The organism is Paraeggerthella sp. LCP19S3_G8, from assembly GCF_052119225.1.
GTDB classification, from domain to species: Bacteria; Actinomycetota; Coriobacteriia; order Coriobacteriales; family Eggerthellaceae; genus Paraeggerthella; species Paraeggerthella hominis.
On the sequence record NZ_JBQKFQ010000005.1, the window covers coordinates 49,237 to 63,904 of the forward strand.

The 14,668-nt window shown below is 64.8% G+C and carries 12 protein-coding genes; 8 read left to right on the top strand and 4 right to left on the bottom strand.

Translation table 11 applies throughout. The features are described 5' to 3' along the window. The first annotated feature begins 132 nt into the window (after nucleotides 1-132). Nucleotides 133-1,209, top strand: a complete 1,077-nt coding sequence (locus ACTQZK_RS07050) for a hypothetical protein (RefSeq protein ID WP_441899080.1) — start codon at nucleotides 133-135, stop codon at nucleotides 1,207-1,209. On the opposite strand, the gene ACTQZK_RS07055 is transcribed toward ACTQZK_RS07050, so the two are convergent. Both ACTQZK_RS07055 and ACTQZK_RS07060 read right to left on the bottom strand, forming a co-directional pair. Further along, nucleotides 1,193-1,807, bottom strand: a complete 615-nt coding sequence (locus tag ACTQZK_RS07055) for a helix-turn-helix domain-containing protein (RefSeq protein ID WP_114567505.1) — start codon at nucleotides 1,805-1,807, stop codon at nucleotides 1,193-1,195. The genes ACTQZK_RS07050 and ACTQZK_RS07055 overlap by 17 nt on opposite strands. Before the next feature lie 120 nt (nucleotides 1,808-1,927). After that, nucleotides 1,928-3,403, bottom strand: a complete 1,476-nt coding sequence (locus ACTQZK_RS07060; protein WP_441899082.1) for an ATP-binding cassette domain-containing protein — start codon at nucleotides 3,401-3,403, stop codon at nucleotides 1,928-1,930. A 394-nt stretch (nucleotides 3,404-3,797) separates the two neighbouring features. On the opposite strand from ACTQZK_RS07060, the gene ACTQZK_RS07065 reads away from it, so the two are divergent. From ACTQZK_RS07065 to ACTQZK_RS07075, 3 genes are read left to right on the top strand one after another with little or no spacing between them, the layout of a single operon-like run. Continuing rightward, a complete protein-coding gene (locus tag ACTQZK_RS07065) occupies nucleotides 3,798-4,532 on the top strand; it encodes a tRNA threonylcarbamoyladenosine dehydratase (RefSeq protein ID WP_225749482.1) in 735 nt (244 codons plus the stop codon). After that, nucleotides 4,529-5,359 (top strand): Qat anti-phage system TatD family nuclease QatD, encoded by an 831-nt coding sequence (gene qatD / locus ACTQZK_RS07070; RefSeq protein ID WP_441899084.1) that lies wholly within the window; start codon nucleotides 4,529-4,531, stop codon nucleotides 5,357-5,359. The genes ACTQZK_RS07065 and qatD overlap by 4 nt, the downstream gene beginning before the upstream one ends. A gap of 4 nt (nucleotides 5,360-5,363) precedes the next feature. Further along, nucleotides 5,364-6,014 carry a LysE/ArgO family amino acid transporter gene (locus ACTQZK_RS07075; protein WP_216529601.1) on the top strand — a complete coding sequence of 217 codons (651 nt, stop codon included), beginning with the start codon at nucleotides 5,364-5,366 and terminating at the stop codon, nucleotides 6,012-6,014. A gap of 82 nt (nucleotides 6,015-6,096) precedes the next feature. On the opposite strand, the gene ACTQZK_RS07080 is transcribed toward ACTQZK_RS07075, so the two are convergent. Then, entirely contained in the window at nucleotides 6,097-6,678 is a 582-nt protein-coding gene (locus ACTQZK_RS07080) for a hypothetical protein (RefSeq protein WP_441899086.1), read from the bottom strand. A 152-nt stretch (nucleotides 6,679-6,830) separates the two neighbouring features. Between ACTQZK_RS07080 and ACTQZK_RS07085 the strand changes: the two genes are divergently transcribed. Beyond that, nucleotides 6,831-7,667: a TrmH family RNA methyltransferase gene (locus tag ACTQZK_RS07085; RefSeq protein WP_441899088.1), complete on the top strand. Its 837-nt coding sequence runs from the start codon at nucleotides 6,831-6,833 to the stop codon at nucleotides 7,665-7,667. 66 nt (nucleotides 7,668-7,733) lie between these two features. Here ACTQZK_RS07085 and ACTQZK_RS07090 read toward each other — a convergent pair whose 3' ends face one another. Next, nucleotides 7,734-8,693 (bottom strand): L-lactate dehydrogenase, encoded by a 960-nt coding sequence (locus ACTQZK_RS07090; RefSeq protein ID WP_216529604.1) that lies wholly within the window; start codon nucleotides 8,691-8,693, stop codon nucleotides 7,734-7,736. A 94-nt stretch (nucleotides 8,694-8,787) separates the two neighbouring features. On the opposite strand from ACTQZK_RS07090, the gene ACTQZK_RS07095 reads away from it, so the two are divergent. The 3 genes from ACTQZK_RS07095 to fdhF all read left to right on the top strand — a co-directional run bounded on the left by ACTQZK_RS07095 (nucleotide 8,788) and on the right by fdhF (nucleotide 14,501). Continuing rightward, the gene (locus ACTQZK_RS07095) at nucleotides 8,788-9,768 is read left to right on the top strand and encodes a C-terminal binding protein (protein WP_216529605.1); all 981 of its coding nucleotides are present in this window, start codon (nucleotides 8,788-8,790) and stop codon (nucleotides 9,766-9,768) included. A 184-nt stretch (nucleotides 9,769-9,952) separates the two neighbouring features. Continuing rightward, nucleotides 9,953-11,797 carry an NAD(P)-binding protein gene (locus tag ACTQZK_RS07100; protein ID WP_441899224.1) on the top strand — a complete coding sequence of 615 codons (1,845 nt, stop codon included), beginning with the start codon at nucleotides 9,953-9,955 and terminating at the stop codon, nucleotides 11,795-11,797. After that, a complete protein-coding gene (gene fdhF, locus ACTQZK_RS07105; protein WP_441899091.1) occupies nucleotides 11,790-14,501 on the top strand; it encodes a formate dehydrogenase subunit alpha in 2,712 nt (903 codons plus the stop codon). The genes ACTQZK_RS07100 and fdhF overlap by 8 nt, the downstream gene beginning before the upstream one ends. Nucleotides 14,502-14,668 lie beyond the last annotated feature (167 nt).

Genomic DNA, 14,668 nt, shown 5'->3' on the forward strand with positions numbered 1-14,668 from the left:
GTGGAGGATTGGACGTTCTGTGGCTTGCTGATAACGTTTAGATGAACCACATAAGCATACGACATGAGTGGGGTATGTTCGAAGACGAGAAAACGAATGGGCGAACGCCGGAGTTTGCAAGGAGGACGCACGATGGAGCGGAATGCACGTGATGAAAACGCCGGGAAGGGCGGTTCGCTGCGCACGCTGTTCGACGACCTGTCGTTGCCGCAGGTGGCCGCTGGTGCGCTTGCGGCCGTTACTTCCATGCTGCTGGCGTCTCAAATAGGCATTTACGGATCGGTGATCGGCGTGGGCGTGGGCTCCATCGTTTCGGCGGTGGCGTCGCAACTGTACAAGAAGTTCTTTACCGCCTCGGCCGAAAAGCTGCGCGAGTTGAAGCCGGGCGAGCCGGGCTACGTGCCCGATGGCGGTTCGGGCGATGCGCCGACCGTCGTTTTGCCGCCTGCCGGTGAAACGGCGGTGCTGCGGCCGACCACCGTGCGTCGGTCGCTCACGCCTCGGATCGGGGACGCTGCGCTTCTTGGCGATGTGACGGCGCAGCGGGTTCGCGACAATCGCGAGCGCAAGCGCAGGACGCAGCGCAGGATCGTTGCCGTTTCCGCCGTTTCCGCAATGGTGGCGGTGCTGGTATCCGCTTTTGCGATCAACCTGATCACGCAGGGCGAAGGTTTCGGCGCGCGGCCGGAGCCTCTCGTTTCGGTGCAGAAGCAGGAGGCGCCACAGGACGTGGGCGGCGCCTCGGTCGGGCAGGGCCAGTCCGGGTCAGCGGGTTCGGCGGCGAACGGCGGCTCGCAGAGCTCCGATGGACACGGCGGTTCCTCGGCGGGATCGGGGTCTTCAAGCGCTCAAGAGGGATCGTCGAATACGGGCGGGTCGACTTCCGGCGGTTCGGACTCCGGCGCCGGCTCTGGCACGAGCGGCGGTTCCGGTTCCGGTTCGTCGGGCGCGGGCGGATCCGAATCGGGGACGTCGGGCGGATCGGGATCGGACGCCGGCGGCGATGCTGGCGGGTCGGCCGGCAGCGGCAGCGGTTCGGGATCGGGAACGACGCCGGGTGGCGGTTCCGGGTCGTCTGGCTCGGGCTCTGCGGCGGGTTCGGGCTCGGGCTCGAGTTCCGGCTCGGGATCATCCGCAGGTTCGACCACCCCGGCGAGCTCGCAACCGCCTGCGAGCCCGTCGGGCGGTTCGGCTAGCGTGACGGCTTAGGTCGTGCGGCTTTCGCTTTGAACAGGCCGTGTTGGTTGCAAAAAGCGTAGACGGTCCCCGACCCCATGATGGGGAAGCGCGCCTCGGCGTTTTGCTCCGGGTACAGTTTGCGCAGGTGCAGGCGGTCCGTTGTGGCGTAGGCGATGAAGCTGACGAAATGCTGCTTCGTCATGGGGTGGTCCATCGTTACGTAGAAGTCGTGTTCCACCACGTCGATTTCCAGACGATGGACGCTGTCGGCAGAGTCTGCGTCTTCGGCGTCAAGGGCGGGGAGCAGGATGCCGCAGCAGCTGAACGCGCCCTCGCCGGTTGCATGGACGACGTTGCCGCACAGAGGGCAGACGTAGAACCGCGTGCGCAGCATGTTGGCGCAGCGGTTCGAGTTGTGGGCGCATTCTCCCGAAAGCAGCTCGGCCACCGACACGTCGAGCGCCGCGCTCAAAGGCTCGACCAGCGTGATGTCGGGAAGCCCCTTTCCCGTTTCCCATTTGGAAACCGCTTTGTCGGTTACGCCGAGGCGGCTGGCAAGCTCGCGTTGCGTGCATCCTTTTCGCTCGCGCAGCTTGCGGATGGTGTCGCCGGTAATGTAGGTGGACATGAAGTGCTCCGTTCGGTGGTTGTGGCGGTCTGCAACGACCCTGTTTCGATTGCATCGATTATGGGGCTGCTTTCGCGTGCGGGCAACCTACGCTTCGTGGAGCGCTTGGGAAGGGCTCGATCATCGCACGCTCACGCGCCCTCCCTCCACGTGCCAGCACGTGCTGGTGCAAGCGTTCAGAAACGCCTGGTCGTGCGATACGGCAACGAGCGCGCCGGGGTAAGCCGCAAGCGCGCGTTCGAGCGCTTCTGCCGAATGCAGGTCCAGGTGGTTGGTGGGTTCGTCCATCACGATGAGCGCCGGCTCGTCCAGCATGCCTTGGGCCAGCATCAATTTGCGCAGCTCCCCCGGACTCACTCCGCTCCCGGCCAGGATGCGTTTTGCGTTCGAGTTGAGCTGGGTGACGATCGAGAGCAGGCGTCCCATGCGGGCTTCGTCGGTTGAAAGCAGGTCGTTCGCTATGCGCCTTGCTTCGGCGGGCGACACTTCCTGCGGGATCGTCAGGACGGCGATGTCGTTGGGAAGCTGTTGAAGCAGGTGGCGTACGAGCGTCGATTTGCCCGCACCGTTCGGTCCGGAGATGCCGATGTGGTCGGTGTTTCCGAGGGCGAGTTTCGGAAGCTCGAGCCGACCCTGCCCGCAGGGGATGGCGTGTTCGTCCATGAGCAGGAGCGTTGCGCGCGGATGGGGTTTCGACTCCAGCCAGAGCGACCCGTTGTAGCGTTTCGCCGTGCGGATGCCCTGCGCTTCCTGTCGAGCCCGTCCGGCGCGTGCGTCCATGTTCGACGCGAGCGCGCCGGTCTTGCCGTCCTGCCCGGAGTATACGGCAAGCCGACGCTTCTCCCTTCCGTCGCTATCGTGCTTGTCCAGGTGCCGGGCGCTCAACCGGGCGGCCGTTCGCGCGGCTTGCTGGGCCCGCTCGTTCGCTTCGGCTGTCAGGCGTTCGGCCTCTCGCTTGGCGGTTGCCCGCTTGGCCAGGGCTTCGGCGCGCTCGCGTTCATGCTGCGTGCGCGCTTCGTCGTAGGTTCCCGGGCGCATGGACCAGGCTCCGCCTTCGAACATGAGGCAGCGTTCGACCAGGGCGTTCAATAGCTCGCGATCGTGCGATACGAGGATGCCGATGCCGCGATAGCCCTTGAGCGCTTGCGCAATGGCGGCGCGGCAAGGCGCGTCCACGTGGTTCGTGGGCTCGTCGAGCGCCAATACGTCGGGGTCTTGCCAAAGCGCCACGGCCACTTGGATTTTCTTGCGCTCCCCAAAGCCAAGTTCGTCGAAGCGCCAGGGCATGTCGTCTTCAATGCCCAGATTCTCGCGCAGCGCGATTGCGTGGCGAGAGAAATCGCATGCGAAGTCGTACAGCAGATCGGGCGAGGTGACGGCGTCTTGGGGGCAGTACGTTGTCGTGCGCTGGGGAAAGACGCTGCCGATGTCGGGCTGGATCAGGCCGCATGCGATGCGTGCGAGCGTGCTCTTGCCGCAGCCGTTGTCGCCGATGACGCCGCACCAACCTTCGGCGAACGTAGCCGAGACGTGTTCGATGGCGGGTGCGGGCGACCCGGGGTAGGCATAGCCGATATCGTGCAAGGTGAGAACCATGAAGACCTCCTGTGGATTTGGAGGCCCTGCATGCGGATGTTCGCGTAGGGGGTTCGCCGGCGCGCTGAGCGGCGCGAGGGCGTTGGGTCGAGCGTATGGATCTGCGATGCGAGTCCGCGCAGGGCCGAGCGCCGTGCAGGCGCCGGGATACGTCGGGGTTGGGGCATCGCTAGAACTTCATGTATCGCTCTCCTTGGAGTGGCGGGCGCTTGGCATGGGGGCGTCCGCGAAACGTTGCCGTGCGAGTGTAGCACGCGTCCGGGCGTGCAGGCAAGCGCCCCGAGCGCATGGCGGGGCCGTCGGTCCTAAAGCGCTGATTCGCGCCCAGCTTCCGTCCTCTGCTTCGTTTGGGAGTTGCGCAATGCTACCATGTTCGCCGATAGAAAGGATTGCCATGAGCGCTGCAGACGATGCCGTATCGAAACTCGAATTGATCATGGGCCGAGAAGGCGTCGAGCGCCTGGCTGCCTCCACCGTCATGGTGCTGGGCTTGGGCGGCGTGGGATCGAACTGCGTCGAAGCGCTCGCACGCGGCGGGGTGGGGCGCTTGATCGTGGTCGACCACGATGTGGTGCAGGCGAGCAACATCAATCGTCAGGCCATTGCGTTTCATAGCACCATCGGGCGCAAGAAGACGGAGGTGGTGCGCGCCATGGTGGCCGACATCAACCCGAACGCCCAGGTAGAGGTGCTGGATACGTTCGTGCTAGCCGAAAACGTCCCCGCTCTTTTGGGCGAGTTCGGCGCGCGTGCCGACTACGTGGTGGACGCGATCGACACCATTTCCACGAAGCTGGCGATCGCTGAATATGCAGACCGCGAGGGCATGCGCCTGATCAGCAGCATGGGAGCGGCGAACAAGCTGCATCCCGAGTGCTTTCGCGCGGCGGACGTGTACGAAACGGTGAACTGCCCGCTGTGCCGCATCATGCGCAAGGAAGGTCGCAAGCGCGGCATTCGCAGTCTGCGGGTGCTGTATTCATGCGAGCAGCCGGTCGAGGTGCCCGTGCGCGAAGGAGCTGCGCGGCGCGAGCGATCGAACCTGGGCACCGCATCGTACGTGCCGCCCATCATGGGGCAGATGATTGCGGGCGAGGTGCTTCGCGAGCTGGCGGGAATCGGTCGGTGACTATTTTGGGGACGGCATCTTCGGCGATCGACGGCGACGTTTCGTCGATGCGCCTTTTCGACATGCACTGCCATGTGGACTTCGCACCGAATGCGGCTTCGCTTGCAGCCGGCCTTGATGAGCTTGGCGTGAGCGCCTTCTCGGCAACGGTGACGCCCGAGGGCTACGAGCGCGCCGTGCAGGAGTTGGCAGCGTGCGGCAACGTGCGCGTGGCCTTGGGCCTGCATCCCTGGTGGGTGGCCGAAGGCGAGTCGGACGGCGCGAACCGGGCGCTGGAGCGGTTCGAGCATCTGGTGGGATCGACCCGATTCGTCGGCGAGATCGGACTGGACTTTGGTGCAAGGCACGGTGCGTCGCGCGAGGCGCAGGAGCGCGCGTTCGATCGCGTGGTCTCTGCATGCGCCAACCTGGGCGGCAAGGTGCTAACGCTTCATGCGGTGCGCGCGGCGGGCGCGGTCCTCGATGCGCTCGAACGACATCGCGCGACAGAGGGTAGTGCATGCGTGTTCCATTGGTTCTCGGGCTCGTCCGATGATCTGCAGCGCGCGATACGGCTCGGCTGCTTCTTTTCGGTAGGCCCGCGCATGCTGGCCACGAAGCGCGGGCGCGCTTATGCGCAGGCCGTGCCCCGCGAGCGTTTGTTGCTGGAAACCGACGAGCCCTCTGCGCCGGGGGCGTCCCTTGAAGCCGGTGCGTGGAGAGGGCTTCTTGAACGCGCGCTGGTCGATCTGGCGGATTTGCGTGACGAATCGGCTGCTGATCTGGGTATGCGGATTGCCGCTACCAGCGCGTTGTTGCTCGAAGACGATTCCAGGCTGGAAGGATAGGGCCATGGTTGCCGTCTTGCTGCAGGGCTTTGCGATGGGCTTGGCGTATTTGGCGCCAATTGGAATGCAGAACCTGTTCGTGATCAATGCGGCGGTTTCCGGCACTCGACGGCGCGCCCTTGCGACTTCGCTTGCGGTTACGCTGTTCGACATGACGTTGACGCTCGCGAGTTTTTTCGGTATCGGCTTGCTTATGGATGCAGTGCCCGGCCTGTCTCGTGCAATTCAGCTGGTCGGCGGCCTTCTGGTGGTTGTGATAGGCGTTCGTCTCATCGCGGCGAAGCGCGAAGATCCCGCCGCACAAGCGGCTTCCGGGGCTTCGAGAAAAGCTCCGCGCTTCGGACGCGAAGCCGGCTTCGCGTCGATCGTTTCGGCGGCGTTCGTGGTTACCTGGTGCAATCCGCAAGCGCTCATCGACGGCGCCTTGATGCTGGGCGCCTTTCGCGCGACGTTCGTCGGTGCGGAAGGCGTTGCGTTCGTGGTTGGAGCGTGCTCGGCGTCGCTCGTGTGGTTTCAGGGGATCGCCCTTGCCGTGAACGCGTTGGGCAGCCGGTTCAGCGACGGCATGCTGCGCGTGGTGAATGTGGTTTGCGGGATAGTCGTGGTGCTGTACGGCATGCGTCTTGTTGCCGCGTTCTTCGGCCTGGGCGCCTAAGCGTTTCGATCGCGCTCCCCGGTGCTTTTTGCGAAGATCCCCGCGCAGGGCGCGCCTTTGCGGGGATCGCGTTGCCTGTGCGTTAGCGCCAGTCCTCTTCGTCGGCGAATTCCCAGCCGAACAGCGCGTCGCCGACAAGGCGGAAGCCGAACGGCAGCGGTTTCGCCAGCGCGCCGGAATCGATGCGCTCCGCGATTCCCTCAAGCTCGCTCAGAAGGTCGAAAAACGAGATGTCGTCGAGCGACGGCATGCCCGCCGCTACCTCTTCGGGCGAAATGAGCATGATGTCCAGCACGATGTCCAGATAGCCGTCAAGCTGAGCGTTGCTTTCCTGCAGCGCTTCAACCTGGTTTTCGGGGAAGAACGACTCTTCGATGCAGTACCAGCCTTTGACGGAGTCGTTGTCTTCTTCGTCCATGAGGTCGCTCGGGACGATGCCGTTGGCTTCCAGATCGGCTACGGTATAGCACGACATGAGCATCTCGGGCGTGACGACGGGGCTGTCGTTTTCATCGAGATCGCTCATCACGTAGACCACCTGCGCGGCAACGCCGTTTTCCCCGATATCGAGCGACAGCCCGTAGTGGTATCCCGGATTTGCTTGGCGCGTGCCCCAGTACAGCTCGCCGTGGTGTTCCAAAAGCGTTTTGACGGTTGCGGCCATAAGGCCCCCTTTGAATCCGTGCCCGTTACATGCGAAAAGTATAGAGCATCGCCGACCGGCGAGCGGCTGCGCGTCTGCAATGGGGCGGATTCGTCATACGCTCGACGCTTCCGTTCGCGTGGTACCATGTTCGCCGACTGAAAGGGGAAGCTATGCCGCTGATTCATTTGGAAGGTTTGGACGACGCGCGCTTGGCGGTGTATTCCGGCATGACCGACGCGCAGTTGCGGGATTGTCCGGACTTTGCAAGCGGCCTGTTCATAGGGGAGTCGCGCAAGGTTATCGAGCGCGCGCTCGATGCCGGGGCGCGTCCGGTTTCGCTGTTCGTGGAAGAATGCTGGCTCGACCAGACGATGCCGCTGATCGATCGGCTGCTGCGGATCGATCCCGAACTTCCAGCGTTCGTGGCAACGCGCGAGCAGTTTCACGCGCTGACCGGCTACCAGGTGACGCGCGGGGCGTTGGCGGCGTTCGAGCGTCCGCCGCTCCCGTCGGTGGAGGATCTGTTGGCCGATGCGCGCCGCGTTGCGGTGCTGGAGGACATCACGAACTACACGAACATCGGCGCCGTGTTTCGCTCCGCCGCTGCGCTCGGCATCGATGCGGTGCTGATCACGCCTTCGTGCCACGACCCGCTGTACCGTCGTGCCGCCCGCGTGTCCATGGGCACGGTGTTCCAGGTGCCGTGGACGCGCATCGGCGGCGTGCGCGAATGGGCCGTCGAAGGCGTGGCCTTGCTGCATGAGCTGGGATTCAAGGCTGCTGCGCTGGCGCTTTCCGACGATTCGATCCCGCTGCACGACGCGCGCTTGCGCGCATGCGAGAAGCTAGCTCTGGTGCTGGGAACCGAAGGCGACGGCCTTGCGCCGTCCACCGTGGCGGCATGCGACTACACGGTGAAGATCCCCATGGACCACGACGTGGATTCCCTGAACGTGGCTGCCGCAAGCGCCGTCGCCTTTTGGGAGCTGCGCACGAAGTGGCGATAGGGGCAAGGCCGTAAGGCAAGCGCGGTCGAGGATGGAGCGGCTCCGACCGCGCTTGCCCCTGCTGTTCTAATCCAGATCCAGCTCTGCGATGACTTCCTTCAGCTTGGCGGCGGATGCTTGCAGGGCGGCAAGTTCGTCGTGGCTGATGGGCGCGGGCACGCGGTACTCGATGCCGCCTTTGCCTACGACGGCGGGCAAGCTCAAAACCACGTCTTCCAGGCCGTACTCTCCGCCGTTTTGGTAGTTCGATACGGGCAAGATGGGCTTTTCGTCGCGCACGATGGCCTCGCAGATGCGCTTGACCGCCATGGCGATGCCGTAGTACGTGGCCTTCTTCTTCGCGATGATCTCGTACGCGCTGTTCTTCACGTCTTCGGCGATGCGCTGCATGGATTCCTCGTGCTCGAAATGCCCGCGCATCTCGCAGAAGTCGTTGACGGGAATGCCCGAGACGTTCGCCAAGCTCCAAACGGCGATCTCGCTGTCGCCGTGCTCGCCGATGATGCGGGCGTGCACGTTGCGCGGGTCCACGCCCAAGTGCTCGCCCAGGATGTTCTTGAAGCGCGCGGTGTCGAGCACCGTGCCGGATCCTATCACGCGATCCTCGGGAAGCCCTGAAAGCTTCAAGGCCACGTAGGTGAGGATGTCCACCGGGTTCGATACCACCAGCAGGATGCCGCCGAAGTCTCGCTTCGCGATTTCGGGAATGATGGACTTGAAGATCCTCACGTTCTTGTGCACCAGGTCAAGCCTCGTTTCGCCAGGCTGCTGGTTCGCTCCGGCCGTGACCACGATGATGGCTGCATCGGCAAGGTCGTCGTAGTCGCCGGCGTAGATGTTCATGGGGCTGGCGAAAGGCATGCCGTGGCTGATGTCGAGCGCTTCGCCCTCGGCTCGGTTGCGGTCGACGTCGACCAGCACCATTTCCGAGAACAGGCCGCTTTGCATCAGCGTGAAAGCCGTGGCCGACCCCACGAACCCGCATCCGATGATGGCGACCTTGCGGCCGTCGACCGATTTTTTCATACTATGACCTTTCCCAAGCACGATTCTATGGTTTACGCGACCCTACTGGAACCGATTGCGTTCGTCAAGACTGCACGTCAAGGAAGGACGGAGTATGCCCAAGATCGTTATGGTCGACAGCGATTTCGAGAACATGGACTTCGAAGAGCGCATGGCGCGCGATGCGGGCGTGGATTTCGCCTGTTTCGATTCGCGCGGCTTGGATGACTTGGTTCGACTTGCGGCCGATGCCGACGGAATGGTCACTTCGTACAGCGCGTTGCCGCGCGCGGCGTTCGAGGCGCTTCCTCGGTTGCGGGTGGTCAGCCGTACCGGCGTGGGCTACGACGACATCGACGTGGAAGCCGCCACGGATCACGGCGTTGCGGTGTGCACTGCTCCGGGGTACGGAACCGAGGTCGTCTCGGACCATGCGATCGCGTTGGCGCTGTGCGTGCTGAGGCGTTTGAACGAGATCGACGCCGACATGCGCGCAGGCGTGTGGGACTATGCGCGCCGCCGGCCCATGGGGCAGGCGTACGGGCGGGTGTTCGGCGTGGTGGGGATGGGCGATATCGGCCGCGCCGTTGCGCGCAAGGCCGCAGGGCTGGGTTTTCGCGTGGTGTGCTGGTCGCGCTCGTTGGTGCCGGGCCGACGCACACCGGAAGGCTACGATATCCTGTCGCTTGACGAGCTGTTGGGCTGCGCGGACGTGGTCAGCCTGCATGTGGCGCTCGCGCCCGAGACGCACCACCTGCTGGACGAGGATCGCCTGGCGCTCATGAAGGAAGGGTCCGTGCTGGTGAACACGGCGCGCGGGGCGGTGGTGGACACTGCGGCCTTGGCGGCGGCGCTCGAATCGGGGAAGCTGTGGGGCGCGGGCGTCGACGTGTACGAGGGCGAACCCGTCGACTTCGACCATCCGCTGCTGCGCGCTCCTCACACCGTGCTCACGTCGCATGCGGCGTACTGGTCCGAGGAATCGGGGCTTGAACTGCGCACGCGCACCATGCGCAGCGCGATCGACGTGGTGCTGGGCCGCCGTCCCGCCGACTGCCTGAACCCTGAAGTGCTCGCGCAAGATCGGCGACGGTGAGACGCTTCGCGCAACCTTGTTTCGTCCAACGCTTCGAAGGCGCCGCGTCCGAAGCGGCCCTCTGCCGCTTTCCGGCGATTTCGTGTCGGTGGGCACCTGCGCCATCTGGTATTCTGCTAATTCGAGTACTTTTGAGCATTGCCTCAACGGCATGCCGAGCGAACTACCGCATCGAACATGGGGGATGAACGTGGCCGCATTATCGATTGCGCCGAAGTCGAAAGACGACGCGCGTATCGCCCAACAGTTGAACAGGCACGGACGACGGGTGGAGACGGCTCCGCCGGGAATGTGCCCGCTTGCCGCCCAGCTGTCGCTTCTGCGCGACGGCGCTCTGCAAACCTGCGGCAAGTGCGTCCCGTGCCGCGACGGTTTGCCGCAGCTTGCCGCGTTGCTCGAGCGCGTGGTGGCGTGCGACGCCGACGCCGGGGCGTTGGAGCGACTGCGCGCGTTGGCTCAGATGGTGCGCGACACGGCCGACTGCGCCATTGGCTACGAGGCGGCTAATGCGCTGCTCGAGGGCATGGACGCGTTCGCCGAGGAGTACGAAAGCCACGTGGAGCGAGGCTGCTGCCAAGCGGGCGTGGGCCAGTCGGTTCCCTGCGAAACGCTCTGCCCTGCGCACGTGAACGTGCCCGCCTACATTGCGCTGGTGGCCGAAGGCGACTACGCCGGTGCCGTGCAGATGGTGCGCAAGGACAACCCGTTTCCCACGGCGTGCGCGCTCGTGTGCGAGCATCCGTGCGAGGAGCGCTGTCGGCGCACGCTCATCGACGCGCCGCTCAACATCCGCGGCATCAAGAAGTTCGCCGTGGACCAGGCGCCCGCCGATACCGTGCCGGTGCCGCAGCGCAGCGTTGACACGGCGCGCACCGTTGCTGTTATCGGCGGCGGGCCGAGTGGTTTGACCTGCGCGTACTTCTGCGCGCTCATGGGGCATCGCGTGACGGTGTTCGAGGAGCGCGATCAGCTGGGGGGCATGCTGCGCTACGGTATCCCTGCGTACCGTTTCCCGCGCGAGCGGCTGGACGAGGATATTCGCGGCATCATGAACGCCGGCACCATCACCGCGCGCTGCGGCGAGGCGATCGGCCTGACCGAGATGCGCGAGATCGCGGACACCTACCATGCCGTGTACGTGGCCATCGGCGCCCAAACGGGCAAGAGCCTGCGCATCGAAGGCGCGGACGCCGAGGGCGTGATGTCGGCTGTCGATATGCTGGGCCGCATCGGCGACGGCGACTACCCTGATTTCTCGGGCAAGAGCGTGGTCGTGGTGGGCGGCGGCAACGTGGCCATGGATTGCGCGCGCACTGCGGTTCGCGCAGGCGCCGATGACGTGTCGGTGGTGTACCGGCGCCGCAAGGAAGACATGACCGCTTTGCCTATCGAAGTGGAGAGCGCCATCGCCGAAGGCGTCGAGATGATCGTCCTGGAGGCGCCCGTGGCCGTCGAGAAGGACGCGGAAGGCCGATGCGCGGCGCTTATCACCCAACCGCAGATGATCGGCGCGGTGCGCGGCGGCCGACCTGCCCCTGTGGCGGCTGACAAGCCCGAGCGCCGCATCGAGGCCGATATCGTGCTGATTGCGGTGGGGCAGAATGTGGTGTCGGCCCCGTTCGAGGAGTTCGGCATGGCAACCACCTGGGGCTGCTTCAACGCCGACGAGCGCTTGCGCGCCGAGGGCTTCGACAACGTGTTCGTGGGCGGCGATTGCCAGACGGGACCCGCGACGGCCATTCGCGCCATCGGAGCGGGCAAGGTCGCCGCGCGCAACATCGACGAGTTCTTGGGGTACAGCCATAAACTGCGCTGCGACGTGGAGGTTCCCGTTGCGCGCCCGAACGCCCGCACGCCTAAGGGGCGCGTGGAGATAACCGAACGTCCGGCTCGCGAGCGCAAACGCGATTTCCAGGGCGTCGAGATTGAGATGAGCCGCGAAGAAGCCGTGCAGGAGTGCGGGCGCTGCCTGCGCTGCGATTGCTTCGGACCGGGAACGTTGGAAGGGGGCCGGGTTCAGTATGCCTAGCATCACGATCAATGGGAGCGCTGTGCAGGCGCGCGAGGGGGCGACCGTGCTGGACGCCGCGCGCGAGGCGGGCGTGCGCATTCCCACGCTGTGCTATTTGAAGAGGTCGGGAGCCGTTTCGTCGTGCCGCGTGTGCGTGGTGGACGTGGAGGGCTTGGACCATCCGGTTCCCGCATGCTCGACGCCCGTGCAAGACGGCATGGTCGTGATCACGGATTCGCCGCGCGTAGAGGCGTACCGCCGCGTCGCGCTCGATCTCATCATCGCCGATCATGGGCTTGATTCGACGCACTACTGCTTCTCGTGCGACAAGAACGGCGCGTGCGAGCTGCAAGCGCTTTGCCGCGAGTACGGCGTGCTGGAGTCTTCCTTCGAGGTTGCGCAGAAGCGCGAGCCCGTGCTGGACGCCAATCCGTTTCTTTCATACGATCCCAACCTGTGCATCCGTTGCCAGCGTTGCGTGGGCGCGTGCAACAGCGCTGCGCGCAATCATACGTTGCAGGCGGGAAAGCGCGGGGTCCGCACGGTTATCGAGGCGCCTTTCGGGGTCGATTGGCGCATGACCGATTGCGAGTCGTGCGGCACGTGCGCGCAGGCATGCCCGACCGGGGCCCTCACGGAGAAGCGCCGCGCGGCGTACCGCTCGTGGGAGACGAATCGCGTGCGCACCACGTGCCCGCATTGCGGCGTGGGATGCCAGCTTGACCTGGTGGTGAAGGATGGGCGCATCGTGGATGCGGAGGGAGCGCCCGGCCCTTCGAACAACGGCCTTCTGTGCGTGAAGGGACGCTCGGCCAGTTTCGACTTCGTTGACGCGCCCGATCGTTTGCGCACGCCGCTTGTCAAGAATCGCGAAACGGGCGAATTCGAACCTGCTACCTGGGATGACGCGCTTGATCTGGTGGCTCGTCGCTTCACGGAGCTGCGCGACGAGCATGGGGGAGCCTCCCTTGCGGCGTTCGCCTGTTCGCGTTCCACGAACGAGGACATCTACCTGTTCCAGAAGATGGCTCGAACGGCGCTGCAGACGAATAACGTCGACTGCTGCGCGCGTGTTTGACACGCTCCCACGGTTGCCGGTCTGGCAACCATGCTTGGTTCGGGAGCGATGACGAACTCAATTGAAGACGTGGTGAACGAAGCCGACGTGATCATGCTGGTGGGATCGAACCCCGAGGAAGCCCATCCGGTCATCGGCATGCAGATACGCGCTGCGGTGGAACGCGGGTGCCGTTTGATCGTGGTGGACCCGCGCGACATCGGGCTGGCCGCGCAGGCGGACATTCACTTGAAGCTGCGCCCGGGCACCAACGTGGCTTTCGCCAACTGCATGGTGAACGTGATCCTGCGCGAAGGCCTCTACGATGCGGATTTCGTGCACGAACGCACCGAGGGCGTGGAGATCATGTCCGCCACGGTGCGCGATTACGTGCCGGAGCGCGTGGAGGATATCTGCGGCGTCGACCAGCGCGATCTGGTGGCTGCGGCCAAGATGTACGGCAAGGCCCGAGTTGCTGCCATCGTGTACTGTCTGGGCGTGACGGAGCATTCCACCGGCACCGACGGCGTGATGGCGCTATCCAACATCGCTATGATCACGGGTAACTTGGGCAAGCGCGGCGGCGGCGTGAATCCGCTGCGCGGCCAGAACAACGTGCAAGGCGCGTGCGACATGGGCGCCGGACCCGACGATCTGCCGGGGTACCAGAAGGTGGCCGACCCCGAGGTGGTGCGCCGCTTCGAGCGCGCGTGGGGCACTGGCTTGCCGCGCGAGCGCGGCGTGAAGGCTACCGAGTGCTTCCCGTCCATGATCGAGGGCGGCATCAAGGGGCTGTTTTTGTTCGGCGAGGATCCTGTGCGCACCGATCCCGATACGGGGCACGTGATCCGCGCGCTGGAGTCGCTGGACTTCTTCGTGGTGGACGACCTGTTCATGACCGAGACGGCGAAGTACGCCGACGTGATTCTGCCCGGTTGCAGTTACGCCGAGAAAGAAGGCACCTTCACGAATACCGAGCGTCGCGTGCAGCGCGTGCGCAAGGCGGTGGACGTTTTGGAGGGCGCGCGTCCGGACACCGAGATATTCACCGAGGTCATGAATCGGATGGGGTATGCCCAGCCTTGCCTGACGCCGGCCGAGATCATGGACGAAGTGGCGTCCGTCACGCCCACCTACGGTGGCGTGAGCCATAAGCGCCTTGACGGCGACGGCGTTGCCGGGCGTGGTTTGCAATGGCCGTGCCCGAACGAGGAGCATCCGGGTACGCCCATCCTGCATGTGAGCGAGTTTTCGCAGGGCGTGGGGTCGTTCTCTACGCCAAGCTATCAGCCTTCGGTGGAGCTGCCCGATGCGGAATACCCGCTCATGCTCACCACCGGGCGCATTCTGTACCAGTACAACGCCTGCGCGATGACCGCTCGCGCGCAGGGCGTGAACGAGGTTGCGGATCGTTCGTTCATCGAGTTGCACGAATGCGATGCGGCGGCTTTGGGCGTGTCCGACGGGGATCGTGTGCGCGTGTCGTCGCGTCGTGGTCAGATCGAGACGACGGCGCGCGTGTCGGGCAAGACCAACCCGGGCGAAACGTGGATGCCATTCCATTTCCAGGACGGCAACAGCAACTGGCTGACCATCGCCGCGCTCGACCGCGTGTCGAAGGCGCCTGAGTACAAGGTGTGCGCCATTCGGGTGGAGAAGGCGTAGAAGCGGACGAGCGGCGTGTGGAAGCAACCCGGCGCCTATGGCAATGCGCCGGGTGCTGAAAGCGTGCTTTCGGAGAGATCGCCGACAAAACGCCTGCCGCATCTTAGGATGCGGCAGGCGTGCGGCTCTAGGGGGCTGTATGCGGGGCGGGTGCTGTCACGGGTGCC

Bases quoted from the DNA above. Each gene is read 5' to 3' on its own strand.
- ACTQZK_RS07050 (WP_441899080.1), top strand. From the start codon at position 133: ATGGAGCGGAATGCACGTGATGAAAACGCCGGGAAGGGCGGTTCGCTG.
- ACTQZK_RS07055 (WP_114567505.1), bottom strand. From the start codon at position 1,807: ATGTCCACCTACATTACCGGCGACACCATCCGCAAGCTGCGCGAGCGA.
- ACTQZK_RS07060 (WP_441899082.1), bottom strand. From the start codon at position 3,403: ATGGTTCTCACCTTGCACGATATCGGCTATGCCTACCCCGGGTCGCCC.
- ACTQZK_RS07065 (WP_225749482.1), top strand. From the start codon at position 3,798: ATGAGCGCTGCAGACGATGCCGTATCGAAACTCGAATTGATCATGGGC.
- ACTQZK_RS07075 (WP_216529601.1), top strand. From the start codon at position 5,364: ATGGTTGCCGTCTTGCTGCAGGGCTTTGCGATGGGCTTGGCGTATTTG.
- ACTQZK_RS07080 (WP_441899086.1), bottom strand. From the start codon at position 6,678: ATGGCCGCAACCGTCAAAACGCTTTTGGAACACCACGGCGAGCTGTAC.
- ACTQZK_RS07085 (WP_441899088.1), top strand. From the start codon at position 6,831: ATGCCGCTGATTCATTTGGAAGGTTTGGACGACGCGCGCTTGGCGGTG.
- ACTQZK_RS07090 (WP_216529604.1), bottom strand. From the start codon at position 8,693: ATGAAAAAATCGGTCGACGGCCGCAAGGTCGCCATCATCGGATGCGGG.
- ACTQZK_RS07095 (WP_216529605.1), top strand. From the start codon at position 8,788: ATGCCCAAGATCGTTATGGTCGACAGCGATTTCGAGAACATGGACTTC.
- ACTQZK_RS07100 (WP_441899224.1), top strand. From the start codon at position 9,953: ATGAACGTGGCCGCATTATCGATTGCGCCGAAGTCGAAAGACGACGCG.